The 26,022-nt window shown below is 56.8% G+C and carries 21 protein-coding genes; 7 read left to right on the top strand and 14 right to left on the bottom strand.

What is annotated here, in order from left to right; all coding sequences use genetic code 11:
- Positions 1 to 50: 50 nt before the first annotated feature.
- The 11 genes from AC2FFF_RS11570 to AC2FFF_RS11620 all read right to left on the bottom strand — a co-directional run bounded on the left by AC2FFF_RS11570 (position 51) and on the right by AC2FFF_RS11620 (position 12,551).
- Positions 51 to 785 carry an ATP-binding cassette domain-containing protein gene (locus tag AC2FFF_RS11570; protein WP_271949965.1) on the bottom strand — a complete coding sequence of 245 codons (735 nt, stop codon included), beginning with the start codon at positions 783 to 785 and terminating at the stop codon, positions 51 to 53.
- Positions 782 to 1,993, bottom strand: a complete 1,212-nt coding sequence (locus AC2FFF_RS11575) for an alanine racemase (RefSeq protein WP_142637745.1) — start codon at positions 1,991 to 1,993, stop codon at positions 782 to 784. The genes AC2FFF_RS11570 and AC2FFF_RS11575 overlap by 4 nt, the downstream gene beginning before the upstream one ends.
- Before the next feature lie 16 nt (positions 1,994 to 2,009).
- Positions 2,010 to 2,963: an ABC transporter permease gene (locus AC2FFF_RS11580; protein WP_496750847.1), complete on the bottom strand. Its 954-nt coding sequence runs from the start codon at positions 2,961 to 2,963 to the stop codon at positions 2,010 to 2,012.
- Between the two features lie 61 nt (positions 2,964 to 3,024).
- The gene (locus AC2FFF_RS11585) at positions 3,025 to 4,074 is read right to left on the bottom strand and encodes a substrate-binding domain-containing protein (RefSeq protein WP_496882947.1); all 1,050 of its coding nucleotides are present in this window, start codon (positions 4,072 to 4,074) and stop codon (positions 3,025 to 3,027) included.
- An 11-nt stretch (positions 4,075 to 4,085) separates the two neighbouring features.
- Entirely contained in the window at positions 4,086 to 5,351 is a 1,266-nt protein-coding gene (locus tag AC2FFF_RS11590; RefSeq protein WP_281973185.1) for a M20 family metallopeptidase, read from the bottom strand.
- Positions 5,348 to 6,532: an ROK family transcriptional regulator gene (locus tag AC2FFF_RS11595; protein WP_281973184.1), complete on the bottom strand. Its 1,185-nt coding sequence runs from the start codon at positions 6,530 to 6,532 to the stop codon at positions 5,348 to 5,350. The genes AC2FFF_RS11590 and AC2FFF_RS11595 overlap by 4 nt, the downstream gene beginning before the upstream one ends.
- 257 nt (positions 6,533 to 6,789) lie before the next feature.
- Positions 6,790 to 7,803: an Ldh family oxidoreductase gene (locus AC2FFF_RS11600; RefSeq protein ID WP_281973183.1), complete on the bottom strand. Its 1,014-nt coding sequence runs from the start codon at positions 7,801 to 7,803 to the stop codon at positions 6,790 to 6,792.
- Between the two features lie 12 nt (positions 7,804 to 7,815).
- A complete protein-coding gene (locus tag AC2FFF_RS11605) occupies positions 7,816 to 8,445 on the bottom strand; it encodes a DUF3726 domain-containing protein (protein ID WP_142637755.1) in 630 nt (209 codons plus the stop codon).
- Positions 8,442 to 10,130: a hypothetical protein gene (locus AC2FFF_RS11610; protein ID WP_496729084.1), complete on the bottom strand. Its 1,689-nt coding sequence runs from the start codon at positions 10,128 to 10,130 to the stop codon at positions 8,442 to 8,444. The genes AC2FFF_RS11605 and AC2FFF_RS11610 overlap by 4 nt, the downstream gene beginning before the upstream one ends.
- A 4-nt stretch (positions 10,131 to 10,134) precedes the next feature.
- Positions 10,135 to 11,109 (bottom strand): membrane dipeptidase, encoded by a 975-nt coding sequence (locus tag AC2FFF_RS11615; RefSeq protein WP_281973181.1) that lies wholly within the window; start codon positions 11,107 to 11,109, stop codon positions 10,135 to 10,137.
- The gene (locus tag AC2FFF_RS11620; RefSeq protein ID WP_271949981.1) at positions 11,109 to 12,551 is read right to left on the bottom strand and encodes an aldehyde dehydrogenase family protein; all 1,443 of its coding nucleotides are present in this window, start codon (positions 12,549 to 12,551) and stop codon (positions 11,109 to 11,111) included. Before AC2FFF_RS11620 ends, AC2FFF_RS11615 begins: the two co-directional genes overlap by 1 nt.
- 98 nt (positions 12,552 to 12,649) lie before the next feature.
- Between AC2FFF_RS11620 and AC2FFF_RS11625 the strand changes: the two genes are divergently transcribed.
- From AC2FFF_RS11625 to AC2FFF_RS11645, 5 genes are all read left to right on the top strand, one after another.
- Positions 12,650 to 13,537: a LysR family transcriptional regulator gene (locus AC2FFF_RS11625; protein ID WP_142637763.1), complete on the top strand. Its 888-nt coding sequence runs from the start codon at positions 12,650 to 12,652 to the stop codon at positions 13,535 to 13,537.
- Positions 13,538 to 13,878: 341 nt separating this feature from the next.
- Entirely contained in the window at positions 13,879 to 14,829 is a 951-nt protein-coding gene (locus tag AC2FFF_RS11630; protein WP_142637765.1) for an ABC transporter substrate-binding protein, read from the top strand.
- Between the two features lie 77 nt (positions 14,830 to 14,906).
- Entirely contained in the window at positions 14,907 to 15,944 is a 1,038-nt protein-coding gene (locus tag AC2FFF_RS11635) for a quaternary amine ABC transporter ATP-binding protein (protein ID WP_142637767.1), read from the top strand.
- Positions 15,937 to 17,526 (top strand): ABC transporter permease, encoded by a 1,590-nt coding sequence (locus AC2FFF_RS11640; RefSeq protein ID WP_271949986.1) that lies wholly within the window; start codon positions 15,937 to 15,939, stop codon positions 17,524 to 17,526. The genes AC2FFF_RS11635 and AC2FFF_RS11640 overlap by 8 nt, the downstream gene beginning before the upstream one ends.
- A gap of 51 nt (positions 17,527 to 17,577) precedes the next feature.
- A complete protein-coding gene (locus tag AC2FFF_RS11645; RefSeq protein ID WP_281973180.1) occupies positions 17,578 to 18,552 on the top strand; it encodes an arginase family protein in 975 nt (324 codons plus the stop codon).
- Here AC2FFF_RS11645 and speB read toward each other — a convergent pair.
- A complete protein-coding gene (gene speB / locus AC2FFF_RS11650; protein WP_281973179.1) occupies positions 18,549 to 19,517 on the bottom strand; it encodes an agmatinase in 969 nt (322 codons plus the stop codon). The genes AC2FFF_RS11645 and speB overlap by 4 nt on opposite strands.
- Positions 19,518 to 19,577: 60 nt before the next feature.
- Complete coding sequence (locus tag AC2FFF_RS11655) at positions 19,578 to 21,095, bottom strand: trimethylamine methyltransferase family protein (RefSeq protein WP_281973178.1); 1,518 nt, start codon at positions 21,093 to 21,095, stop codon at positions 19,578 to 19,580.
- Between the two features lie 184 nt (positions 21,096 to 21,279).
- Here AC2FFF_RS11655 and AC2FFF_RS11660 point away from each other — a divergent pair, with 184 nt between their 5' ends.
- Both AC2FFF_RS11660 and AC2FFF_RS11665 read left to right on the top strand, forming a co-directional pair.
- Positions 21,280 to 23,715: a GcvT family protein gene (locus tag AC2FFF_RS11660; RefSeq protein WP_281973177.1), complete on the top strand. Its 2,436-nt coding sequence runs from the start codon at positions 21,280 to 21,282 to the stop codon at positions 23,713 to 23,715.
- Positions 23,716 to 23,803: 88 nt separating this feature from the next.
- Positions 23,804 to 24,775: a LysR family transcriptional regulator gene (locus tag AC2FFF_RS11665; protein ID WP_142637779.1), complete on the top strand. Its 972-nt coding sequence runs from the start codon at positions 23,804 to 23,806 to the stop codon at positions 24,773 to 24,775.
- Between the two features lie 2 nt (positions 24,776 to 24,777).
- Here the strand turns inward: AC2FFF_RS11665 and AC2FFF_RS11670 are convergent, their stop codons facing one another.
- Entirely contained in the window at positions 24,778 to 25,797 is a 1,020-nt protein-coding gene (locus AC2FFF_RS11670; protein WP_281973175.1) for a LacI family DNA-binding transcriptional regulator, read from the bottom strand.
- Between the last annotated feature and the right edge of the window lie 225 nt (positions 25,798 to 26,022).

Raw genomic sequence — 26,022 nt, forward strand, 5'->3', positions numbered from 1 at the left:
AGCCAAAGGGCCCCTTCGTAAAGATGGGGACACGGCTGCGCTTTGCGCCATCAACTATGAACACCGGTGATCATGGCGACAATTTCGTTCTTGTCGGTCTCGGCAGTTGTCCTGACGCCTATCTGTTCACCCCGGCGTAAAATACAGATGCGGTCGGCAAGACGAAAAACCTGATCCAGGGAATGGCTGATGATCAAGATTGCCAGATTGCGATCCTTAAGTGACGCGACAAGGTCCTCAACCTTCGCAGTCTCTGCAACGCCAAGTGCTGCAGTGGGTTCATCCAGAAGGATCAATTTGCTGGCCCAATGGGTTGCGCGCGCGATAGCAATGCCCTGTCTTTGGCCTCCGCTCAAATCACGTATGGCTGCGCGCTCAGAGGGGATGCGCACGTCAAGCTGATCAACAAGGCTTTGGGTTTCGGCACGCATGCGTGCTTTATCGAGCAGTCCAAAAGGTTTGCGCGTCAGTTCGCGGCCCAGAAACATGTTCATATAAACCGGCTGTTCGTCAGCCAATGCGAGGTCCTGATAGACCACTTCAATACCATGTGATCGAGCCGCGCTTGCATCCGAAAAACCGACTTCTTCGCCGTCAAGCGCGATCTCACCGCTGGTTGGTCGATGCACGCCAGAGATGATCTTGACGAGCGTGGATTTACCCGCGCCATTATCACCGACCAGAGCCACGATTTCACCGGGGTAGAGGTCCAGTGAAAAATTCTGGATCGCGACCACTCCGCCAAAAGATTTGTGGATTTGCTTGAGGGAAAGAACCGGAGTCATTGCGCAAAGGCTCCCGGCCAGCTGACGTGGTCGCCAAAGCCGTTTTCGATTGAGGTAAGCTCTGGCATTCCGCTGTCTACGCCTTTTATCCCGGCAACCAAAGCGCGGGTCACAAAGGCCTGCCCACGGAAACCGAAGACAACCGTGTCGCCTGGTGCGGGGTTTTGATCGCTGTCGCTGTCGATCATGGCGTAGTAATCTATTGCGGAATAATCAGGAATTTCGACATTTCGCAGGGCTGACCGGCTGATTGTCGGGCTGCTGCTGACCAGCGCCCGAACCTGGTATTTCGGGAAAACCGGATCGATATAGAGCCCGCCGCCAAAGCAATAGGCTTTCCCGCCGTGATGGTGCGAGACCTCGGAAAGGTAAAGTACGGCGGGATCCTCAGGAAGGTCTTCTACCGCATGGAGAGGCGTCGTGCCATGTAGGCCATTGCCCGGTTCAACCTGCGTGGCCCCGGCTTCGGCTAATGCTGGAAGAACAGCTGAAGATGTCGTTCCGGGGGCATTGATTTCGATCTCCGTACGCCCAGCACGCGCCAGAGCTTCTGCAGCCATGTTGAGCGTGTGGAGGTTTGGGGTCGGCACAACCTTGCGGGCATCCTGGTCGAAAAGCAGGGCGGGAAAGGTTGTAATGCCTGCAAAGCGCCCGCCCTGCAGCGCATCCAAACGGTCGGCCACCGCCAGGATATCATTCGCGTCAAATCCTCCCTCGTGGCCACGATAGAACGTATCCCCTTCGGTCTGGATGCGCGCCATCAGTGCCTGTTCTCTCTCGGCCCGAGCAGAGGCGTCCGCCGCCTCTTTTGCCTTGTTGTCCGAGAATACCGTCCAATAGTCCGGGCGTAGTTTGGCTGCGGCGAAGAGAGCTTCTTGGCGGGGCACCTGTACAAGGTGACCCAAATGACCTGTCCTTAAGCCAGCGCGGTCACATGCCAAGGCGCAGGCCATATCCACGGCGACGGACCGGCTGATGCCACCGCGCATGACCGCCTGACAAAAGCCGGAATGGCGACCCACCTGTTTGGTCATGGCAAAAGTTGTAAGGCCATGCCCACGGGCCACATCAGAGAAAAGGCGCGCGTTGCGTTCGACGGCATCCAGGTCAAGCACATAGGCGTTTGCGGGGATCTTCCCTTGTTGATGCAAGGCCATGGCGGCCTCGATGAACTTGGGGTTGCGACGTATGAGAAGATCAAGAAACATTGGGTTGCTCCGGTGTCTATCGGCGGATTTCGCGGAGTGAAATTGCTACGGCGATCAGTATGATCAGCCCGCGTACGATCATCTGGTCCGAGACCTGAAGCCCCATCAGGATCAGCCCGTTATTCAGCATTCCCATCATGAGCGAGCCCAAAAGCGCACCTATTATGGATCCCTTGCCGCCATTAAGCGCAGTGCCACCTACGATGACAGCGGCAATGACCGTCATCAGATCGCTTTCGCCCATTGTATATTTGGCGGCTTGAATACGCCCGGCATAGAGCAAACCAGCCAGCCCAGCGGTTGCGCCGCACAAGGTCAGAACCAACAGCCGGATACGGGGAACCCTGATGCCAGAGACTTGGGCTGCGCGGGCATTGTCCCCAACGGCCAGAACGTGTGCGCCAAAACGTGTGTGTCGGTAGATGACATGGCCAATCAGCACTGCAATCACGGTCCAGATGACAAGTGAAGGTACACCAAACAGCTTGCCCGAGCCGAAGACCCCGTTGAAAGTCCCGTTAACGACAGGAATGGATCGCAGATCGGTCATTGAACGCGCAATTCCGGCAAATAACCCCATGGTGGCCAAGGTCACCAGAAATGATGGCAACCGCAGATAGGCCACCAATGCACCATTGAATGCGCCGATCAGAATGCCTGCGCCAAGCCCCGCTGCGACACCCAGGATCATAGGGCCGTTCTGCATCGCAACAGCTGCCGAGAGGGCTGCAACTGCAACGACAGAGCCAAAACTCAGGTCGATCTCTCCGGCTGACAGGGCAAAGACCAATCCGATGGCCATGATCGTGGCTGGGGCTGTCTGAAGGACGATATTTGTCAGATTCCGACTGGTCAGAAACCCGTCATCGTAGAGAGTGATCCCAAAAAACAGAAAGATCGCAAGAAAGCCGAAATAAATGACGCAGCGCTGTAGATCCAAGTCGCGCATACGTTGAAAAGCCTGTTCCATGGATGCCTCTGGGAATATCCGGTTGCGGCAGGTCGCCAGAGGCGACCTGCCCATCAGGTCTCTACTTCGATGTCAGACTGGCTGGTGCATCAATATTCAGCGAGTTTTGCCATCCATCGGCAACGTTGTCCGCTGTCACTGTCAATGCAGGGGCTACAACAAAGGATGGTACGTCCTCGCCCAGCAGGTCGAGCACGGCACTGGCGGCCATTGCACGCCCCAGTTCATAGGCTTCATCGGCAACAATCGCCGCGACATTCCCACCCTGAACCATATCAAGGGCAATCGGCTCTGACAGATCCAATGTCACGATCTTGGTCGAGGTGTTTCCGTTCGTCCGCAGCGCTGCAAGAATACCCTCTGCCGGACCAGCCCAGGTTACGTAGATTCCACCCAGGTCTGGGTTTTTCAGCAGCATAGCATTGGCAATATCTTCGGCGCGCGCAGGATCAGAAATGCCTTGTTCTGCAACGATTGTGATGTTCGGATAGTCGTTCTCAATCGTGGTCTTGAAAGCGTTGTCGCGCTGATTGGTCACATAATAATCTGCGTCGTGATAAATCCATCCAACTGTTCCTTCATTGCCCATGGCAGCCGCAAGCGCATCCGCCGCTTGTTTGCCCATCTGAAACAGATCATCCGTCACGATTGCCGCATAGTCGTCCGGGTGCTTGTAGCCGGCCGGCAGGTTCGAGAGGAAACTTAGGGCAACTCCGGCCTCTTTTGCCTCTGCAAACGCTGCGGCAGAGGTCACCGGGTCCAGAGGAAGCGACAGAATGATATTGGGCGATTTGGCCATGACCGTCTCGATATCGCTACGTTGTTTTGCAGCATCAAATCCTGCGCTTGTCACGGCAACAACCTCTATCCCCAGACGCGCAAATTCATCGCTGGCACCTGCTGTTACCGCATTCACAAAGTCGGATTGGTCATGCCACAGCAAAGCAGCGGAATATCCAGCCTCTTTCACCTTTTCGACATCATCATCAGCGACAACAACCATTGATGAAGGGGTGGCACTTTCCCCCGCTGGACCGATGGTTTCGGCGTATAAGCTGCCCGCCAGCGCGAACATCGCGGTAGCGGCAAATGTGCTTCTAACAAGTGACATGTTTGTCCTCCTCAGGTTGGATGCATTGCGAGCGTGTCCGACGCACCGAACTGCGCTATGAAAAGCGCAAAGGCCCGGACGGCGGCGAGGTATTCTTCGACCTCAATTCGTTCTTCAAAAGTATGCGCCACGGCGATATCCCCCGGTGCGCAGTAAACGGTTGGACAGCCGATCTGTTCTGTTAAAAATGGCATCTCAGACCAGTAGGGCGCGCCGCCGATTTCTACTTTTCGGGACAGAGTTTGCTGTACACAGTTCTGCAACAGGCGAACCGCCTCAGTATCGGGGTCGTTTTCAACTGGTGAGCCGCCCTTGGGATGATCACGACCGGCTGGGTAGTCGATGCACACCTCTATGCCCGTGGGTAGGTGATCCAGGCCAAGCGCTGATTCCAATGCTGCCACTGCAACATCAAGCATTTCGCCAGGTCTAAGTTTCCGGATCAGCGAGAGCCTGCATTCTCCGGGCACTGCGATAAACCCGCCGCCATCGATATGCGTCACCAGAACAGAAGAGGCACCGACAAGGTCATGACGCGGGCCCGCGTTCAGTTCTTTTTCATGATCCCAGATTTTCGACAGAAGCGTATGCGTTGCTTTCAATGCATCGACCCCCAATTCGGGTCGGCCGAAATAAGCTGTTTTTCCAGTTATCGTGATCTCGGCGATAAAGAACCCGATCTGGGCGGAATAAATGTCCAAACTCGTTGGCTCGACATAGATCGCGAAATCAGGACGGGGGATTTCGTCGGACTTGATACGTCCAACCAGATCTTTCGCCCCGGCGCTAACGCCGCTGTCAGGTTCACCGCTTTCTTCGTCACCGATGAAGGCAAAGGTCAGACTGGCTGAAGGCATAACGCCAAGTTTTTGCAGCAGGCGATACCCGGCAATCGCAGCGCAAATCCCACCCTTGAGGTCGCTTGCCCCACGTGACCAGATGTGCCCGTCCTTTTCGGTCGCGCCGAATGGATTTTTGCGTGCATCGTCTTCCCAGTATTCCTCCCAGCCCCGGATATGCACCGTATCCGTATGGCCCAAAATCATGAGGTTGGGACCCTCCACAGAAGCAATTCCCCAGACATTTTCGCGTTCACCCGCGAAACAGCCCCGTCCGGTATTCAGCCCCAGGGCCATAAGTTGCTGGTCCAGAAAACGCGCAAAACGTGTTTCATTGCCCGTCACGCTTTCGATGGACAGGGCATTGCGCAACAGAGTCAGGTCTGCATCAGCATCCTGTTCTTGACGCAAGCGTTCTGAAAGAGCCTTAGCGGTCATGACATACTTGCCTTGAAGGTATCGAGCGCTGGAGGTGGTACGTTGATCTCGGCACCTTTCTGACCCTCGGCGAAAAGAGAGATATGTAAATGCGACAGGGCTATAGACACACCTCCGGCAAGGGCAGCATGCGGCCCCAGCTTTGAGGGCTGGATCTCTATTTCACGGGGGTAGCACTGGGCGGCAAAGCGTCTGATCCGGTGCATCAACTCGTCACGCGCGCCGATAGAGCCCCCCATCACGATAAGGGACGGATCAAGAACCGCTACAATCGACGCCGAAGCCCGCGCGATCTGATAAGCGACATTGTCCAGCGTTTGCTCGGCTGCTTTGTCGCCGTTGTTGGCAGCCTCAAAGATCGCAGGAACTGAGCAAGTTTTGCCCGTAAGCATCCTGTATTCGCCAATGATTGCATCGGTGGCGGTTACGCGTTCCAGTGCGCCTATAGTATGGCTTTCCTTTGCAATCGGATCGGCACCAAAGGGAAGAAAACCTATTTCGCCAGCTGCACCAGATGCGCCACGCAGCAAAATACCTCCGACGACGATTCCTGCACCAATTCCGGTTCCGACGGAAACGAAGACCAGATCATCGTGGTCGCTTCGATGATCCATCCAATGCTCGCCCAGAGCGGCAAGGTTGACATCATTTTCGACAAGGATTTCTATCCCAAGCCGTTCGTTCAAAGTGCCAGCAAGATCAATCTGATCCAGCCCGGTTATGTTAGGCGCCATCAGGACCGCGCCGGTCCTGCTGTCCGGCACGCCTGGGACACCGACGACAGCTATTTTCAATTCGCCTGACGGGCATTGGGGGTCGTCTGCGGTTGCGCGAACCATACGGGCAACCTGATCGACCACTTGTCTGCCGCCGCTTTGTTCTGTCGGCTCTACGCGCTCGGCCAGAACGCGACCGGTCAGATCGCATAGTGCGACCCTGATCTTTGTTCCACCCAGATCGACGCTGGCGACCGTTGCCGCATCCGGAGCGATCTCATATACCACAGCGCGGCGTCCGACATGCCCCTCGGTCTGACCGACTGTCCGCACCCAGCCATCGCTTTCTAGGTTTCCGACAATTTCCGAGATTGTCTGTTTCGAAAGACCGGTCAGCTTCGACACGCTGGCGCGCGAAATGGGCCCATAGGTCGCAATCGCCTGAACGACCGCACTTTGAGACATTCGTCGAGAGATTTTCGTCTGCGTTGCCACGTCGATTCCATTTATTCGTTCTGTTACCGAACTAAATATGGAGTGCGATTTGAGTCAACCCGGTTTTTCTGCGCTAAAGCATGAAATACGAAAAATGAGCCTGCTGCGCCCGGGTCGAATTTTGGCTAAAGGCTTGGAAGCCGTTCTGAAAATTGGTGCTGGGTCAGAAGGTTTGGGTAAGGGTGCCCGAACCAGAAAGAATCTGATTGCGGGCTAAGAAAACCGGCTTATCCCAAGATGGCCTCGATCTTTTCAAGGGTCGCAATATTTACAGCCACGCCTTGTGTGGCCGATGCGACGCGTTTTGCGCGTCGGCCATCGCCAGGCAAATGTGCATCGTCTTGCGATCGAATGGCGTCGACGAGTTCCTCGATGCCCTGAGCAAAGCCACCCGACGACGATGTCGCCACAGGGTCGATCGCAATGAAAAACTGTCCGGTCTTGGGCGGGCCGCCAGCGGTTCCTGAAAAGGGCGAGGCGTTGATGCCCAGAGTGGCCCCTGTAAGAGCGGCCGCCATAACTTCGGTCAGAAGGGCCACACCGACGCCCTTGTACCCACCAGAAGGTGCCATGGAGCCCTTGAGGCCCACATTGGGATCAGTGGTCGGGTTGCCCTCGGCGTCCAATGCCCACCCAACGGGGATCGGCCTTCCTTCTCTGGCATGTTTCATGACCTCGCTCTTGGCGATTGTGCTGGCGCTTTGATCGATCAGCAGGGCGGGTTGCCCATCTGTACCGGGTACGGCAACGGAAAAGGGGTTGGTCCCTACAACCGGCTTTGCGCCACCCGATGGCGCGATCGAGGCTGGCGCGTTGGTAAAACCAAGCCCGACAAGCCCGGCCTGTGCCAGACGATAGGTGTGATAGCCCAGCACGCCGCAGTTATAGCTGTTGCAGATGCTCAGCACGGCAACGCCCTGTTCGCGCGCAGCGGTGATCAGCGTCTCATACCCGAGATCGATGGCTGAATGGGCAAATCCGGTTGCGGCATCTACGGTAACTACACCTGGCTTGGGCCGTGTCATGACCGGTTTGGCAAGCCCGTCGACCTTGCCACATTGGACATGCTCACAATAGATCGGGATATAGGCCAGTCCATGGCTTGCCACGCCGTCCGCCTCGGTTGCCGCGGTCGCAACCGCCAGCGGGCGGGCGTTTTCCGGCGAAGTCCCCGCAGCAACAAGCGCGCGAAACGACAGGTCTTCGATTTCGTTCAGAGTAAGGGTCCGGGTCTCGGTCAAATCAGTACCTCATCAGTCATTATCAGAAAGCCCGGCCCCTGCACCCAGCAGGCGGGATTCCTCGGTTGCGGGGGCATAGGTGCGGTGGGCAAAGCGATTCAGCGTTGCCCAAGCCTGATCAGTCGGGGCGGCGCGGGTCTGATGTGGGCTGGGGCCTGTGCGCTGTTCCCCCAGCGAAACCACCACCCTGCGCGCCTGGGCGGGTAAGGTATCTGGGGTCGACACGGAATACCCATCACATGCCGCCAGATGCCCATCACAATCAAGCACCACACAGCCCTTGAGTTCACGTGCCGCATAGGCAGCAAAGGGCAGTAACAGGGCAGGGATTGCAATGTTGGCCATCTCAACCGGTCCGGCGCGCAGCTGTTCGGCACAATCCGACAGCAAGGTGCCAGTGGCCAGAGGGCACAAAGCGCCCTTGCCCTGCCATGGGCCCTGCATCGCATCTGGTCTGTGATCTGCCGGCGCCGCAGCCAAACCCAAGTCCAGCAGGTGGGCCAGCTCTGCCGTCCCGTCCAGCCCATGCCCGCACAACCAGCGTGTGGCTTTGGCGGCCTCTTCTGCCAGACCCCAGGCATACCCTGCCCCTCGGGCAGCGCGTTTAGAGGTGGCTTCGATCTCGTTCAGTGAATAGGTCATTGCGGCAACTCCGGATAAACCCACAGATCGGCATTTTCCGGCGTTAGCTCATCAGGATATGGTGCGCCGGAGTACATGCAGATCCGCACCCAGCGGTCCGAACGGGGGTCAAAATGGGTTGCCCCAAAAAACGACAGCTTGGCCCGCAGCATGTCGATAGGCAGGACAGTGGCGCTAATCGTGTTGTCGTGGATTTCACCATAGGGGGCTACTCGGCTCATTTGAGCGCGGCGCAGGGTGTGGCGATGTTCAGGATGGCGCAGCAGAAACTCTGCAACGGAGGAGCGAGTATCCCATTCGGCAAGCGCCTTATACGCCATCGCGGCGTCACGGGCCGGGGCAAGGGGCTGTTCGTAACCGGCTATCGGTTCCTCAAAGCGCTCACCCAGTCGCGGCTCCAGCTTCTCCTCGGAGACATACCAGGCCCGCGCACAGTTTTCCGCTGCGTTCCAATCCAGATCCAAGGCCCAGCCAAAACTGTTACTGATCAGATCGCGCGCAGCGCCTACCGACATTGATCCATCAATCACATGGGCACTTGAATTGCTGTCGGCCATACAACAGCTCAGCCCATCGACCAATTCGCCATAGGGCTCAAGGATAAGCGAGGCGAGCAGTTCCTGGCCCTCCTCGCTCAGCGCGGATTGCGACCACAGGATCAACCGATCCCAGGGTTGGTTCTGCGTCAGATCATCCCTGTCCAGATACCCAGAGATTGCCTGCAGATCGTTGTTGAGCGCCGCCAGCTTATCGCGCTGAACCGGATGCTCAGACTGCCACCAGGACATCGAGAGTTTGCTACGATCATAGATGCCACGGAATTGACGGGCCTCATCTTCCGAGGCGGTCAAGAGCGACCGTACCCGGGCGATGGCCTCCTCTCGCGCCATGATCCAGTTATTGAACAAGATCGGATGGTTGACGATGAACGGGGCCATGCCCAGACCTGTGGAATTGCCAATGCCGAGCCAACTGGCGATCTGCGGATCTAACTGCGCGGTTTGATCGCCGCCCTTCACTTGGGCCATATGCTGCACCAGATCGCGCACAAAGGTCCGGGTCAGGTAGACCGACAACATCTCGGTCTGGAACGGGCCGTTGACCTCGGGGCGACTGGCTGTTTTCTCGCGATCTGCAGCCCCAAACTTGCCGGAACCATACACGGCGGTTGTCCGCATCAGGTAGCCAACCTGATAAATCTGTTCCAGATCGGGTTGTTGACCAGCGGCCAGACGGTCGACCACATGTGCCCACAGGCGGACTGACCGGTTGGCGCGCGACAATGACAGTTCTGACTCGCTGACGCGCCCGGCCTCTTGCACTGGTACGTTTTGCGACAGGCGGTGAATATCATCCGCCGTCGGAATGCCGTCAAATAGCGCGAAGGTGGCATCCCAGGCCTCGGCGATGACCCGGTCCGAGCGTTTTTCGGGCGGCAGATCATGGGCAAACGCCACCAGAGAATATGCGTGATCAGGGCCTTGCGCGGTATAGACCGCATGGCCAACGCCGTGTTCGTCAATCTCGAACGCAGGTCGGGAAAAACTCCAGTTTTCCTGCGCCATACGGCGGGTCAGTTGCCGCATAAAGCTGAGACGGCATTGATGCAGCGAGCCCAGCCGCGACAGCCGCATGACCATCGCGGGATCACGTCTGACATTTTCAGTCTGCACGCGTGTATACATAGTGTTACCCTTGTGGGACGAAGTTCTCGGCGAAGAACTGATACCAATTCCTGCCCATGATCCCGGCCACTTCGTCATCGTTCAGGCCGGTCGCGCGTAACCCTTGTTCGATGTTCCCAAAATCTCGGTTGTCCTGAAACCAGCCCGGCATGGGCGGAAAGCCTGGAGCCGAAGCGGATCCCTCGCCATAGTCGATTTCCTTGGTCCAGCGGCCAACCCGCATCCATTCCACAATGCTGTCGGGTTGATCCTGACACAGGTCTGTGCCGATCCCCAGATGCTGCGCGCCGTATTTGTCGGCGGCGCGTGCGATCATCTCGCAAAAACTGTCCAGCGTGCAATCGGATTTATCTTTCAGATGGTGGGGATAAACCGAAAAGCCAAGCATCCCGCCATTTTCCGTCACCGCACGAATGACATCGTCACGCTTGTTACGCAGCGCGGGCGACCAATCATACGGGTTCGCGTGAGTGATGGCTATGGGACGCTCGGACAATTCAGCGGCCTCGATGGTGGAACGGTCCGCCGAATGGCTCATGTCCACTACAAGACCTACGCGGTTCATCTCTTTGATCACCTGCTTGCCCATACGGGTTATGCCTGTGTCATCGGCCTCATAACAGCCGGTCGCCAGCAAGGACTGGTTGTTATAGGTCAGCTGCATGAAACGGGCGCCAAGATCGTGCAGGATTTCGACCAGCCCGATATCGTCTTCGATGGGCGAGGGGTTCTGAAAGCCAAAGAACACAGCCGTCCGGCCCGTTTTACGAGCCGTATCGATATCGCTGGCCCAGCGCCCTTTCATGATCAGGTCCGGGTTTTGTTCGAACCAGCGGTTCCATTTCTCGAAATTCAGAACCGTTTCGCGAAAGTTCTCGTGGTACGAGATGGTGACGTGGATCGCGTCCACGCCCCCGTCACGCAGTTGGCGGAAAATCTTTTCCGACCAGTTGGCATATTGTAGCCCGTCGATCCGCATCACACGGGGCCCGCGCTGATATAGGCGGTTTTGACCGTGGTATAGAACTCGGCCGCAGCCTTACCCTGTTCGCGCGGCCCGTAAGAGCTGTCGCCGCGGCCGCCAAAAGGCACGTGGTAGTCGGTGCCTGCAGTGGGCAGGTTCACAGTCACAACACCAGTGCGCGCATTGCGACGGAAATGCGTGGCGCGGGCCAGCGATTTGGTCACGATGCCCGAGGTCAGGCCAAAGTTGGTGTCGTTGACGACGCTCAGCGCTTCGTCATAGCTGCCAACCTTGATGACACTGGTCAGAGGTGCGAACATTTCTTCGCGGTTGATGCGCATGTCGTTGTTGGTGTTCAGAAACACGCCCGGCGACATGTAGAACCCGTCATGAGGCATCTCCAGCCGGGTTCCGCCACAGGCCAGCTCGGCCCCTTCGGATTTGCCCAGATCAACATAGGCCAGGTTTTCGCTCAGCTGCTGTTGGCTGACGACGGGACCCATCTGCACGCCTTCCTCCAGCGCGTGGCCGACCTTCATCGCTTGCGCACCGGCCACCAGCTTTTCGACAAACGCGTCATGGATACCCGCATGCACGACAAGGCGCGAAGACGCCGTGCACTTCTGTCCGGTGCCGCCAAACGCTCCTCCCAATGCCAGAGTAACGGCCAGATCCAGATCGGCATCGTCCATCACTGCCAGCGCGTTTTTTGATCCCATTTCCATCTGAACTTTGGTCAGGTTCTGGATGGCGGCTGCTGCGATACCCTTGCCGACCGGGACTGACCCGGTAAAGGAAATTGCATTGACCTTGGGGCTTTCGACCAGGCGTTGCCCGATGCTGCGCCCCGAACCCATGACCAGACTGAACAGACCTTTGGGGATGTCCTGACGTTCGATGATTTCGGTCAGTGCGACAGCGGATGCCGGGGTGATGTTGGCGGGTTTCCACACAACCGCGTTGCCATAGCACAGTGCTGGAGCAATCTTCCAAGAGGCAGTCGCGGTAGGGAAGTTCCATGGGCTGATGATGGCGACAACACCGACAGCTTCGCGGCGAACGTCTACTTCGATATCGGGGCGCACAGAATCCGCGTTCTCACCGATTTGACGCAGGCATTCAGCTGCGTAATAGGTAAAGAACTGCCCGGCGCGGAACACTTCGCCTTTGCCTTCGGCCAGCGGCTTGCCTTCTTCGCGCGCCAAGAGCGTACCCAGTTCTTCGGCCCGGACCATCATTTCATTACCGATAGCGTTCAGAACAGCTTGCTTCCGTTCGATGCCATAGGCGGCCCATTCAGCCTGTGCAACACGGGCTTGATCCAGCGTCGCCTCAAGCTGGTCAGCGCTGGCCTGTGCAAACATGCCGACCAGATCGCTCAGGTCCGAAGGATTGCGGTTTTCGATTTCAGACTCACCTGCCAGCCATTCGCCAGCAATCAGATTCAGTTGTGTCACGTTACGCCCCAGTGCGATTTCATTTGACCTAGGATGGATTTTTTGGCGAACATCAGTCAAACTCAATTAAATGAAACAAATTGCAGAAAAACTGAAGTATGGCGATCAAGATTGAAACACTGCGCAGTTTTTGCACGGTTGTGCAGACTGGTAATCTGACCGAGGCCGCCGACCGTCTTGGGCGAACGCAATCGGCGGTGTCGATGACGCTGAAGCAGCTTGAGGAGCACCTGGGTAAGAAGCTGTTCGAGGGAGAGCGCAAAAACCGACTGTCAGAAGTGGGTCGGCAGGTTCATGATTTGGCTTTGAAGCAGGTCAGACAGTTCGATCAAACAGTTCAGGATATCGAGGCAATAGCCAGCGCAGAGTACGGGCTGTTGCGGATCGTGTCTGTGCCGTCGGTGGCGGCTCTTGCCTTTCCCAAGGTGCTGAGTCACATGAATAGCCATTTCCCCGATATCAGGATCGAGCTCCGCGATACCGATACACAGCAGGTACTGGACGCAGTTGTGCAAGGAAAAGCGGATATCGGTATTGCATCCGGGTATCTTGCGCTAAACGGGGTCACAGCCACGCCCTTGTTCGAAGACAGGTTTGGGGTGGTTTGCACGGCTGCACACCCGCTGGCACAGCAATCAGAGATGCCAACCATCGAACAGGTGGCTTCGGTCCCCTTCATACGCAATGCTCTGTGCGATTTGGTTCAGTCCCCGCGGTTTCACGCGGCGATTTCGAAGGCCGGTGTGACCATTCAGAACACCCATTCACTGATCGCATTGGTGCGCACCGAGGAATGGGTGACGGTTTTGCCGCAAACCGTTGCACGGTCTCTTCCTGAGGCTATCGTCTTCCGTCCTATCGCTGATCTCGAAGATCAAAGGCAGGTGTATCTTTATGTCTCGCAACGCTCGCGCTTTCAAACGCTGACGGACGCGTTTGGGGACTTCATCCTGAAGCAGGATCTTGTACTGGGATCTGAGGACTGACTGGATAAAATCTGTGCCCCTGTCTGAGATGGCGCCGCTTAGGGGATATTGATGGCAGACAAGCCCACTCAAGAATCGGCTGCACCTATTTCAGGCCTCATATCGACCAAGATCAGAATAAACCGAAACTAATATTCGAGAAAGACGCATATATTGATTTGTGGCATGTTGTTCTTGATGGGTCATGTGTCGGCATGTTTGAATTTTCCTGTCAAACCGGCGCGCCCGGTAACTGGCTAAGAAAGGGGGATGGAACGTCATCCCGATGTCGTTTGGTAGGCGTACCGCTGCCCATAGGGTAAGAAGAACAGCGCCACGAACGCCCAACACGGAGAAATAATATGAACAAACTCACTATGTTACTGGGAGGCGCGTCGATGATGGTCGCTGTGCCTGCTTTTGCTGCTGACATTGTGATCGGTGTGCCGAACTGGCCATCGGTAAATGCAACAGCGCACATTCTAAAGGTTGCGATCGAACAAAATCTGGGGCTAGAGGTCGAGCTTCAGAATGGCACCAACCCGATCGTGTTCGAGGCGATGGATTCCGGCGCCATGCACGTACACCCCGAAGTGTGGATGCCGAACCAGCAGAACCTGCATGACACCTATGTAACCGAAAAGGGTACAGTTACCTTCAATTCCAATGGCGTTGAGGCGTTTCAAGGAATGTGTGTCGACAAAGCGACCGCTGATGCCAATGATATTCGGTCCATTGACGACCTGACCAATCCCGACATCGCGGCACTGTTCGACAGCAATGGCGACGGGCAGGGCGAAGTATGGATCGGTGCCCCCGGCTGGGCGTCGACCAACGTCGAGAAAATCCGGGCCAAATCATATGGCTATGACCAGGTCATGGAACTGACCGAGATAGACGAAACCGTCGCCTATGCGAACCTTGATAACGCGATCAAAGCGGGTGAGCCTTGGGTGGGTTTCTGTTATACGCCGCATTACGTGTTTGAACTGCATGATCTTCAGATCCTGGAAGAGCCGGCCTATGACGCGGCAAAATGGAATGTCCTGCAGCCCACGGATGATCCGGATTGGCTGGAGAAATCCGAAGCAGGTGTCGCCTGGGATTTGGCCTATCTGCACCTTCACTATGCCAAATCTCTTGAGGATGAGTACCCCGAAGTTGCTCGGCTGTTGTCCAACATGAAACTGGATACTGCCGCTGTCTCGGCCATGACTTATGCGCTTGTCATAGATGGCAAAGAGCCGCTCGCATATGCCGAAGAATGGGTCGGTGCGAACGAAGATGCAGTTCTGAACTGGATGTCAGAGTGATCGGTAACGCTCGGAACTGAATTACAGATAGGCCGCCGGGAATGCCTGGCGGCCTGTTTTGCATTGAAGGGGCAAGTATGACCGAAACAGTCGTTAAGCTGACAGATGTCTGGAAGATTTTCGGTGCGCGGGCAGAAGAGGCCATGACCGCAGTACGGGATGAAGGGATTGGAAAGCCTGAAGTTCTTGAAAGGTATAATTGTGTGGTCGGCGTACAGGGTGCGTCTTTCGAAGTCCCGCGCGGCGAAATCTTCTGCATTATGGGTCTTTCGGGATCCGGGAAATCCACGCTGGTGCGCCACGTGAACCGCTTGATCGAGCCGACCTCAGGCAAGATCGAGATTCTGGGCCAGGACGTATCCAAAATATCCGAGGCTGAGCTGCGCCGTATTCGCGCGCAGCAGATCGGGATGGTTTTCCAGCATATGGCGCTGATGCCGCACCGATCTGTCAGAGACAATGTGGCCTATCCTTTGGAAATTCGAAAAGTGTCCAAATCCAAGCGCTGGGCCGTCTCGGACCATGCGCTGGGTTTGGTGGACCTGACCGGGTACGAAGATCGCCTGCCCAAAGAATTGTCGGGCGGGATGCAGCAGCGTGTTGGAATTGCCCGCGCGCTGGCCTCTGATCCGGAAATCCTGTTAATGGACGAGCCCTTTTCTGCGCTCGATCCGCTGATCAGGCTGCAGCTGCAGGACCAGTTCAAAGCGCTGGTCGCCCAGTTGCAGAAGACCACATTGTTCATCACCCATGATCTGGACGAAGCTATCCGCATTGGCCACCGAATTGCGATCATGAAAGATGGTGTCATCGTTCAGATTGGCACACCGGAAGACATCGTGATGAATCCGGCCGATGACTATGTGCGCGAGTTTGTTCAGGGCATATCCAAACTGAAACTGGTCAAGGCGCATTCAATCATGGAGCCACTGGACAGCTATTCCGGCCCGACCGACGGCGCGCCGCGCGCGGATGAGGGGGCCGATCTGGATCAGTTGATCGACCTGGCTGTCGACACGGACCTGCCGGTGATCATCACCGATGCAGGACAGGACGTGGGCGTCGTGACCAAACCGCGCCTGCTGCGCGGAATTCAGGGGGGCAAGAATGACTGATGTAACCACCGAAGTGAAAGTCACCGCCGCCTCGGATATCGAGGTCGACCATGAGGCACTGGATCGGTCCATTCACGAGTTTGCTGGTCCGAATGGGGACTATTACGTCAAGGCGTTTCACAAGATCCATGATGCAACCAGCGCGGTTCCGAATACGTTCAATCTCTGGGCCGGGGTTCTGGGGCCTTTGTGGTCAGCATCACGAGCCATCTGGGGGATGTTCTGGACCTTTCTGATCCTGGAAATCATCGCTTGGGTTCAGATCGGGCGTGGTGCCTGGGGCAATCCGGGCGCTGACATGGTGGAACGTGCCGAACGTCAGCAGGCACGCGCCGACGAGCTGCTGGCGCGGGCGGCCGATGCGACAGAGAAGGCCGATATTGACCGTTTCACCAAGCTGGCAGCGAATATACAGAAAGCCGCCGATGCCAGCTTTGGAAAAGCCGCGGCAGCGCAGTCTGAAGCGCTGAGCATCATGATCACCGGATTGCTGATGCTGCTGGTCTTCAAACTGGCACAGGGCTTCTATGCCGACCGCGTCTATGAAAAACAGTATTCAAAATGGCGGACCGATCCGGACAGTACCGAAAGTGGCCAGTCCAGGCGAAATATGGTGCTGGGGGCTGTGCTTGTTGCGGCGATTGGGCCGTTGATCGTCTACAAATTCACGGTCAATGCTTCGCTGGCCATGTTGGATGCATTCCCCGAAAAAGAAGTGTCCGCACTGATATTGGGTGAGGGCGGCGGGACCCTGTTTTCAAACCTTGCAAGCTGGATGGAGGCGCAGATAGATGCGGCCGCTCTTGCTGGCGGGGACGTATTCGATGGGATTGTCGCTGGGGTTCGGTCGGTTCTGGATGCCCTGACCATTGCGCTGATCGGGTCGCCTTGGCCGGTTGTGATGCTGGTGATATGTGTGACGGCTTGGCGGGCTGCAGGCCCCCGAGTGGCGATCTTCACGGCGTCTTCATTGGCCTATATCGCCTTGCTGGGATATTGGGATGTGGCGATGGAAACCGTGGCGCTGGTCGGTGCGGCGGTGCTGTTATGCGTTGTTTTTGGCATTCCACTGGGCATTTGGTTTGGCAAGTCCAGGCGTGCCTACCGCGCGGCAGAGCCCGTGCTGGACTTGATGCAGACTTTGCCGGCCTTCGTCTATCTGATCCCGATTATCGCCTTCTTTGGCACCGGCAACCCGCCCGGCATTCTGGCCACGATCATCTTTGGCATGCCGCCGGTCATCCGACTGACCGCGCTGGGCATGCGCGGAGTGCCCGACAGTATCAAAGAGGCTGCTGTGGCTTTTGGGGCCTCGAAATGGCAATTGCTGAAGGATGTCGAGATACCTCTGGCCTTGCCGTCGATCATGACCGGGGTGAACCAGACTATCCTGATGTGCCTATCGATGGTGGTGATCATTTCGCTGATCGGTGGCGGAGGGCTGGGCAAGGAAATCCTTGAGGCGTTGCAATATGCAGCCAAGGGGCCCGGCCTGTTGGGCGGCTTTGCCATTTTGTTCCTTGCTATGGTCATGGACCGTATTGTTCAGGGCGCATTCCGGCGAGAAGACGAAAGAATCTGAACTTCTATGCCCTCTGCTCAGGCCGGGGGCATTTTTTTACCGGAGGATGAAATGGTCGACCGCTATGAGCAGTCCATGATGGACAATTTGTACTGGTGGGGCATACCGACGATGTTTCGCTGCCCCAATATCGGACCCGAGGGGCAGGATATTGCACTTGTCGGTGTGCCGCATTCGACCGGAAACGGGACAACCGAAAGGGATCAGCATCTGGGCCCGCGCGCCTTGCGGAATGTCTCGGCGGTACAGCGCAGGGTCCATTCGGTTTTTGAGATCGACCCCTGGAGCCGCGCGAAGATTGCCGATGTCGGCGATGTACCCTTTCCGCGCGCCAACGATAACGAAGACTGCATCGAACGCATTACCGCCTTTTACAAGGACATAGATGCGGCAGGTGCGCGCCCGGTATCCGTTGGCGGTGACCATTCCATTACCGGCGGGATCGTACAGGCGCTGGGATGTGGGAAGCTGGCCGGAGGAAGGCCGATCAGTTTTCTGCATCTGGATGCGCATACGGATGTGTTCACCAAGGTCGACCACTTTCTGGGGGCAAAGAAATCCGCCGCCCATTGGGGGGCCTATCTGGCGGATCAGGGGCAGGTTGACCCAACCCGGTCGATGCAGATCGGCCTGCGAGGCCATCCGCGCAGCCTGGACTGGTTGCAGCCTTCTTACGACTATGGGTACAACATCGTCACCATGCGCGAATTTCGTCAGCGCGGGCTTGCGGATGTAGTGGCGCAGACCAAAGAGGTTCTAGATGACCGCCCGGTCTATATCACCTTCGATCTGGATTGCCTTGACCCGACAATCGCTCCGGCGGTGTCCAATCTGGAGCCGGGCGAAAAGGGGTTCGACATTGACGAAGCCATTGGTATCCTGCGTGCCGCGCGCGGCTTGAACATTGTCGGCGGTGACGTTGTTTGCATGATGCCCACTAAGGACAGCCCCAACAATATCACCGCCCTGACCGCGGCGGCGGTGATGTTCGAGATGATCTCGATGATTGCCGAAAACACCGACTAGCGGCGGGCGTCTACGGCCTGTGCCAGAACACACAGTAGCTCGAACATCAGTGAGATGCCCAGCCAGGCCGTGCCCCCAGCGGCATCGAAGGGGGGTGCGACCTCGACCAGATCAGCACCAACCAGATTGACACCGCTTAACTGGCGGATCACCTGCTGCGCCTGAAAGCTGTTTGGCCCGCCAATTTCCGGCGTGCCAGTGCCGGGGGCATAGGTGGGGTCCACAAAGTCGATGTCATAGGTGCAATAGGTCTGACCTGTTCCGACGATCTCCCGCACCTCGGCCATGACATCGTCAATGCCGCGGTCGAACAGTTCTTCGATGCGGATGATGCGGATGCCCTGTGCCTCGGCCCAATCGATATCGTCTGTGTTATAGGCCGTCCCGCGTATGCCGACTTGGACAAAGCGCTTGGGGTCCACAAGGCCCTCTTCAACGGCACGACGAAACGGTGTGCCATGGGTGTATTTGTAGCCACCGAAATAGCTGTCGAACAGGTCGGTGTGGCTGTCGAATTGAATAAGGCCTAATGGCTCCGACTTGGCCAGAGCGCGCAAGACGGGCAGGGTGGTCAGGTGGTCACCGCCCGCGGTTAGCGGCGTTATGCCCCGTTCGGTCAGATCGTCATAGAAAGACGTGACTCGGTTCATGGTGTCTTCGATGTCCACCGGGTTCGGCGCGACATCACCCAGATCGGCGCAATTCACCATGGCAAAAGGGGCTACACCGGTGACCGGGTTCATTGCGCGGATCATGGTCGAATAGTCGCGCAACTGCCGAGGCCCATGCCGCGCGCCTGGGCGGTTTGTGGTGCCGCCATCCCACGGGATCCCGATGATCCCAATATCAACTTCGTTGATCCGGTCGTCCTTGGGGGTCAGTTCGGGAAGGCGCATGAACGTGGGGACACCTGCGAAACGCGCAAGCTCCATTGCCGAGACCGGCTGAAAGAAGGGATTTGTCATGAGGGCCTCATCTGAGTGTATGTGCTGCAAGCCTACTGGCTAGAGTCGGTCGACGTAAGTCTAATAGAGAATGCGAAACCGTCTGCGGATTTCAGCGTCCTGTTCTTCGGTCAGGTATTGCGGATGATGTCGTGCCAGGATGTCCTTTGCGTGCCGGCGGGCAACCGTCCACGCATCTGCGGCTCCTTCGGTCTGCCATGTCCGGGGTTCGTTCCGGTCAGCCAGCGCTGGATAGAAGTAGTCCCGTTCCATCGCAGCATAGGTGTGGGCGCTTCCCAGAAAATGACCGTCGCCCAGTACCGCATGACAAATGGCGTCGAATCCCAGGTTTTCGTCGGTCACTTCGATGCCGCGCAAAGCGCGATAGGTGTGAGAGTGCATTTCGTCGTCAAGGACGAACCCTTCGAAACTGACGCCCAGCAACGAAGCGGTCATGCCCGAGCTTTCGTAGATCAGATTGCCGCCAGCCAGCGCCGCAGCGAGCGAGGTCATTCCTTTCTCGGCCCCGTACTGTGCGTCGATAGCTTTGGCATCAGTCATCGAGGCGGCCACTCCCGAAGGCAGCCCCAGTGCGTTAGTGATCTGTGCCGACGCAGCGTTCAGGATGGCGGTCTCACCGCTGCCACCTGCGAAGGATCCTGTGCGTAAATCAACAATGAAAGGCCAGTTCGAAAACACCATCGGAAACCCAGGCTTGATCGCGTTGACCATAACAAGGCTGGCCAGTGTCTCGGCCAAAGACTGCGCCAGAAACCCGGCGAGTGTCGCGGGTGCTGTGGCGCCCGCCTGTGCGGCGGTAATGCAGGACATCGGGATATTATGTGCGATACATTCATAGACAACATCCACCGCATCCTCGCCATAGCGCAGCGGTGAAATCACCGGGCTGATATGGGCCTTCAGAAACGGCCGCTTAGCGAACTCACCCGGCCCGCCTGCAACGATGTCGAGCATTTCGACGATCGGGGCCACATGTTCGGCAAGGGTAAACGACGTGGCAATCGGTTTGGTGGTATTGCGAACCAGAGCGTAAACCGTGTTCACGTCCAGATCGAAAACATCTGGCAGATCAGTCGCGACACAGCAGCGCGTAAACCAGCTGACATTGGCCAGCGTATCCTGAAGCCGCGTGAAATCATGCAGATCGGCCAGCGTGGATGGGCGATAGTGGCCGCTCTCCAGATCGAGCGTTTGCACAGCCGCACCGCCGGTGCCAAAGAACACACGATTTCCGCCCACTTCGATCGAGCGCGCTTCGTCCCGGCCATGAAACGAGAAAGTCTTGGCAGCGGACCCAATAGCGTCTTCAACCATGTTTCGAGGAAATAGCAGCCGCCCTTGCTGTCCGGATTGTGCACCGGCTGACCGCAGATCGTTGGCCAGCCTGTCCGGGACCTCGCCCATGCCGAGAGTTTCCAGAAGCCTTAAGGCGGTATTGTATATTTGTTTGACTTCGGACTGTGTCAAAGGTTGAAAGCGACCACCGGCTTGACCGGGGGGGCACGGATCTATGGCGGGCTCTGCTGCGCGTTGCGCAAGACGCGCATTTCGACCGCTTCTTTTACTGCCCTTTGACAACGCCCAATCCTTTTCATGTCAGAATTCCCGGAACCGTAAAGGGCGATGCGGGGTCTCTGCAAAAGGGAAATGCGCCTTTCAGAATCCTCAATCGTAGTTTCGATTTTTCAGCACAAGCCATTCGTAAGCTGTTGCGAAGACCCGTTTTCAGCAAAACCTATTGGGGTTCAGAGGAGCAAAGCCGATGAAGTCGCGGACAAAAGTAGTGGTAATTGGTGGCGGGATCGCTGGGTGTTCGACGCTGTATCACCTGACGCAAGAGGGATGGACAGATGTTGTCCTAGTCGAGCGGGACGAGCTGACCTCGGGCACCACATGGCATTCCGCGGCGCAGGTGACGAATTTCGGAACAAACCAAACCATGGTTGGGCTGAAATCCCATTCGATCAAGCTGTACCAAGACCTGGCTGCCAATCCGGACTATCCCATCAACTATCACCACGGCGATGGCGGGATCAGGCTGGCGAATACCGAAGCGCAGATGCAGGGATACCGCCATTTCGCGTCGATGGCCCGGGGGATGGATGTCCATTTCGAGGTTATTGATGCCGAAGAATGCGCTCGGCGGCACCCTCTGATCTCGACCGAAAACCTAATTGGCGGGCTGTGGGATCCTTTGGACGGGGATATTGATCCGGCTCAGCTGTGTCAGGCGTTGGCCCGGGCTGCACGTTTGGCCGGGGCCGAGGTGTACCGGAATACCCCGGTTGTCGGGTTGACCCAACACAAGGATGACACCTGGACGGTGCAGACCGAACACGGTGATATCGACTGTGACATCGTGGTGAATGCCTGCGGATATCGTGTGAACGAAGTGGGCGCCTTGATGGGGGTGCACCACCCCGTGGCCTCGATGGAGCATCAGTATTTTCTGACGGAAGAAATTCCTGCAATCCGCGATGCTAGCCACCGAATGCCTTTGCTGCGATGTCCGATCAGCGATTTCTACTGTCGACAAGAAAAGAACGGCCTCTTGCTGGGGTTCTATGAACAGGGCTGCAAGACCTGGGGCATGGACGGGATCGATCCAAATTTTGTAAATGCGCTTTGCCCGGACGATCTGGACCGCGTGTCGGACGTGCTGGAAGGCGCTTTTGCTCGGATGCCTGCGCTGTTAGAGGCCGGGATTCACACGGTCGTCAACGGGCCGATAACCTATACGATTGATGGTGCACCACTTGTCGGGCCGATCCCGGGCAAGCGCAACGCCTTCTGTATTATCGGCCTGCGGGCTGGATTGGGTGAGGGCGGTGGCCATGGTTGGCTGTTGGCCCAGCAGATTGTGCATGGAGAGGCATGTTATGACACCTGGTGTCTGGACCCGCGCAGGTTCACCGACCATGCGAATGTCGAACTGACGGCACTGAAGGCGGTTGAGGATTATCAAAACGAATTTCGCTTTCATCTCCCGCATGAACACCGCCCCGCGGGGAGGCCTGCTAAGACCACTGCTTTGACCCCGGTTCTGGCGGCCGAGGGCGCCGAATTCACTGTCGTCAATGGATGGGAAAGGGTGGATTACATCAAGCCTGACCCCAGCTTTGAACCGACCCTCAGTTTTGATTTTGACGAAACCTATGATCTGGTCGGGGCCGAGGTGGCAAATGTTCAGTCCAATGTCGGATTGTCCGAGGTGAATGGTTTCAACCGTATCGAGATTACCGGCGCGGATCGGCATGCTTTTCTGGACCGGCTGTTTTGTGGTGCTGTCACGCGCCGCGACGGCAGGATTGGGCTGGGCTATCTTTTGAACCACCACGGAATGGTCAAAGCCGAAGCGACTGTGGCGAACCTGCCCGCCAGCGATCGCGGCCCTGCCCGGGTCTGGTATGGCTCGGCGGCGGCAAGTGAATTCCACGATATGGATTGGCTAAAGCAGAACCGCCACCCCGATGAAGACGTGCATCTGCGCAGTCTGACCAACGACTACACCATTCTGATCCTTGCCGGCCCGAAATCACGTGATGTGCTGGCGTCCTGCGCGCGCGGTGATTGGTCCCCGGCAGCTTTTCCATGGCTGAGCGTCAGGGAGTGCTTTGTTGGCTTCGCTCCGGCAACGGTGATTGCGGTAAGTTTTTCTGGCGAACTGGCATATGAAATCCACGTTCCCAACCCTTCGCTTTATAGCGCATATCTGGCGCTACGGCGGGCTGGAGAGCGCTTCGGCCTCAAGTTGTTTGGCGCTCGGGCGATCGACTCCATGCGGATGGAAAAGACGTTCCTGCACTGGAAGGCTGATTTGATCACCGAGTTTGATCCTTTTGAAACAGGTCTGAATCGGTTTGTGAGGTTGGAAAAGGGTGACTTCATCGGGCGCGATGCCCTGCTGAACCGTGATGCTGATGGGCCGCGGAGAAAACTCGTGCCGCTCCGGTTGGAAACCGGACAGGGACCTGCCCATGCCGGGGCTTCGCTTATGATGGGTGACACGGTTGTCGGGACAATCACCTCGGGCGAGTGGGGGCACCGCACCGGCCTCAATCTTGCCCATGGATTTGTCGATCCGTCACTTGCAGAAATCGGGTGCAAGATAGAGTTGGATCACTGTGGAAAACGGGTCAACGCAACGGTGATCGCACCTTCGCCCTATGACCCGGACCATAGCAGGCTCCGGGCTTGACGCAGAACGGGTTGCAAGTTCATCATTGCAATGAGGGGCGTTCTTTGTTTCGCTAGTTTTGATGTAATCGAAACAACGGACTGTAAATGTGCCAAAGTCGCTAAGCCTCCGCTGGCTGGAAGTTTTTCAGTTGGTCGCAAAGTCAGGATCGATCCAACAGGTTGCATCGGAAACCGGTTTGTCCATCAGCACAGTTTCCAATCACCTACGAAGCCTTGAGACCGCGTTGGGCATTGATTTGGTGGATCACGGGCGTCGTCCAATGGGTCTGACACCTGCCGGTGAAGTCTATGCGCGCCATGTCCGCGATGGGCTGATCGTTTTGAAAAAGGCCGAGGCGGAGATCCGGTCGGGTAACTGGCGCCATGCGACGGATTTGAGGCTGGCACTGATTGATGATTTCGACAATCAAATCTCGCCAGACTTGTTTCGGTTTCTTGCGCATGCTTTGCCGCGCTGCAGTTTTCGGCATTTCACACGCCCCAGCCATGAGATCATTGCCAAGTTACAGGAACACAAGCTGGATGCAGGGGTGGCGACCCGACCGTTCGAACGGACCGAGGGCCTGATCGAATACCCGTTGATGCGCGACCCTTTTATCGTTGTTTTGCCCGGAGGGTTCAGTGGCATGCCCGAGGAGATGTTTTCATCAAACGCAGAATTGCCGTTGCTGCGCTATTCGCGTGATTACGTGATCGGCAAGCAAATTGAGATACAGCTCAGGCGAGGTAAATTTGATCTGCCCAACAGGTTCGAACTGGAATGCAATCAGTCGATCATAGGATTGGTCGCTGAAGGCACCGGTTGGACCATTACCACGGCCGCAAGTTTTCATAGGGCCCACAGATTTCACGACCAAGTTCGGGTGGTGCCATTTCCCGGCCGAAACTTTGTAAGAACAGTGTCTTTATTCACGACCGACGTATACCCCGAGACCACTTCGAAGCTAATCCAAAGAGCGATGGGAAAGCTCATCCGTCAACATTTTACCGACCCGATGTGCGCAAGTCACGCCTGGCTGAAAGGTGAGTTTCGCACCATGGAAAACGAGGCCGCCTGAAGTCAGCCGGGGCGCCCCAGCGATTGGCGTTCGACCAAATTGGTTCGCAACTGTACATTGCAACTTTCGGTGGGCTTTTCGATCAACCCAACCAGTTCCAGCGCAGCCCGTCGACCCATCTCGCGATGTGGGACATGCACGGTCGTCAAACCTGGATCGGTGATCTGCGCCAGTTCGATATCGTCAAACCCTGTGACGGATACGTCTTGAGGAACTCTAAGCCCCATCTCCTTGGCCCGGCGCGACGCACCGATAGCCAGAACATCGTTCCCGCACAGCACCGCTGTTGGTCGATCTTGCCGAGACATCAGACGGGAAAACGCCTCTGCCCCGTTTTCGATTTCATATGGCGTTTCTACGATCGTCAGCCGGTCATTTGGGATATTGTTGCGGCGCATTGCTTCTTGCACCCCTTCGATCCTCAGGCGGGCACGGTCGTTTCCGGTGCTGACACCAGAAATCATACCCAGGGTCCGGTGACCCAGCTTGATCACTTGATTTGCCAGTTCGGCCATGGCCGCACGGTTGTCAAATCCGACCGAAGGGACTGGTGCGTCTGCCTGAAACGACCACGCTATCAGAACCGGAATCCTGCGTTTTGCGAGATAGTCATAGATCCGCGAGTCTCGATCATGCCCGATCAGCAGCAACCCATCCGCCCCCCGTGCGACCAGGTTGCGTATCTGCTCTTCTTCGATCTCAGGCTGATAGGCCGAACTAGAGACAAGCAGGGTATAGCCATGCTGGCGCAGCTCTTCCTGAAAGGCCTGAAGTCCACGCGCAAAGATCGCGTTTTCCATGGTGGGAATGATGGCGCCGATGGTGTGCGACCGTCTGGCAGCCATAACACGCGCGGCAAAATTCGGCGTGTATCCCAAAGCGTCAACGGCAGACTGAACCCGATCACGCGTAGCCTGCACCACCAGGTTCGGAGAATTGAGGCAACGTGAAACCGTGGCGGTCGATACGCCCGCGAGTTTCGCAACATCCTCCAGGGTCGGTGCAGTTTTTGCCTTTGGCATTGTCAAACCTGAAATTTGATTTTGCAAATATGTGTAAGCTCTGCGCCGTTCAGGTGAAAGCGAATTGTAACCGCTTACAGAGATTGATTGCTTTGTCGCAGGCAAACCGGTGCTGGCTTGGCTCAGGAAAATACCAACCCGTCGCGAATTTGTGGATGGATATTCAGAGCGTAGAAACTTCAAGTATAAAATATTTTTACTTGAAGGGATGGGCCACCTGGTCTA

The organism is Ruegeria sp. YTSA226, from assembly GCF_059609905.1.

What these genes read in the sequence shown, in the direction of transcription:
- AC2FFF_RS11625 (WP_142637763.1), top strand. Translation starts at nt 12,650, where the DNA reads ATGGCGATCAAGATTGAAACACTGCGCAGTTTTTGCACGGTTGTGCAG.
- AC2FFF_RS11630 (WP_142637765.1), top strand. Translation starts at nt 13,879, where the DNA reads ATGAACAAACTCACTATGTTACTGGGAGGCGCGTCGATGATGGTCGCT.
- AC2FFF_RS11575 (WP_142637745.1), bottom strand. Translation starts at nt 1,993, where the DNA reads ATGTTTCTTGATCTTCTCATACGTCGCAACCCCAAGTTCATCGAGGCC.
- AC2FFF_RS11595 (WP_281973184.1), bottom strand. Translation starts at nt 6,532, where the DNA reads ATGTCTCAAAGTGCGGTCGTTCAGGCGATTGCGACCTATGGGCCCATT.
- AC2FFF_RS11585 (WP_496882947.1), bottom strand. Translation starts at nt 4,074, where the DNA reads ATGTCACTTGTTAGAAGCACATTTGCCGCTACCGCGATGTTCGCGCTG.
- AC2FFF_RS11640 (WP_271949986.1), top strand. Translation starts at nt 15,937, where the DNA reads ATGACTGATGTAACCACCGAAGTGAAAGTCACCGCCGCCTCGGATATC.
- AC2FFF_RS11605 (WP_142637755.1), bottom strand. Translation starts at nt 8,445, where the DNA reads ATGACCTATTCACTGAACGAGATCGAAGCCACCTCTAAACGCGCTGCC.
- AC2FFF_RS11590 (WP_281973185.1), bottom strand. Translation starts at nt 5,351, where the DNA reads ATGACCGCTAAGGCTCTTTCAGAACGCTTGCGTCAAGAACAGGATGCT.
- AC2FFF_RS11610 (WP_496729084.1), bottom strand. Translation starts at nt 10,130, where the DNA reads ATGTATACACGCGTGCAGACTGAAAATGTCAGACGTGATCCCGCGATG.
- AC2FFF_RS11615 (WP_281973181.1), bottom strand. Translation starts at nt 11,109, where the DNA reads ATGCGGATCGACGGGCTACAATATGCCAACTGGTCGGAAAAGATTTTC.
- AC2FFF_RS11645 (WP_281973180.1), top strand. Translation starts at nt 17,578, where the DNA reads ATGGTCGACCGCTATGAGCAGTCCATGATGGACAATTTGTACTGGTGG.
- AC2FFF_RS11635 (WP_142637767.1), top strand. Translation starts at nt 14,907, where the DNA reads ATGACCGAAACAGTCGTTAAGCTGACAGATGTCTGGAAGATTTTCGGT.
- AC2FFF_RS11670 (WP_281973175.1), bottom strand. Translation starts at nt 25,797, where the DNA reads ATGCCAAAGGCAAAAACTGCACCGACCCTGGAGGATGTTGCGAAACTC.
- speB (WP_281973179.1), bottom strand. Translation starts at nt 19,517, where the DNA reads ATGACAAATCCCTTCTTTCAGCCGGTCTCGGCAATGGAGCTTGCGCGT.
- AC2FFF_RS11570 (WP_271949965.1), bottom strand. Translation starts at nt 785, where the DNA reads ATGACTCCGGTTCTTTCCCTCAAGCAAATCCACAAATCTTTTGGCGGA.
- AC2FFF_RS11660 (WP_281973177.1), top strand. Translation starts at nt 21,280, where the DNA reads ATGAAGTCGCGGACAAAAGTAGTGGTAATTGGTGGCGGGATCGCTGGG.
- AC2FFF_RS11580 (WP_496750847.1), bottom strand. Translation starts at nt 2,963, where the DNA reads ATGGAACAGGCTTTTCAACGTATGCGCGACTTGGATCTACAGCGCTGC.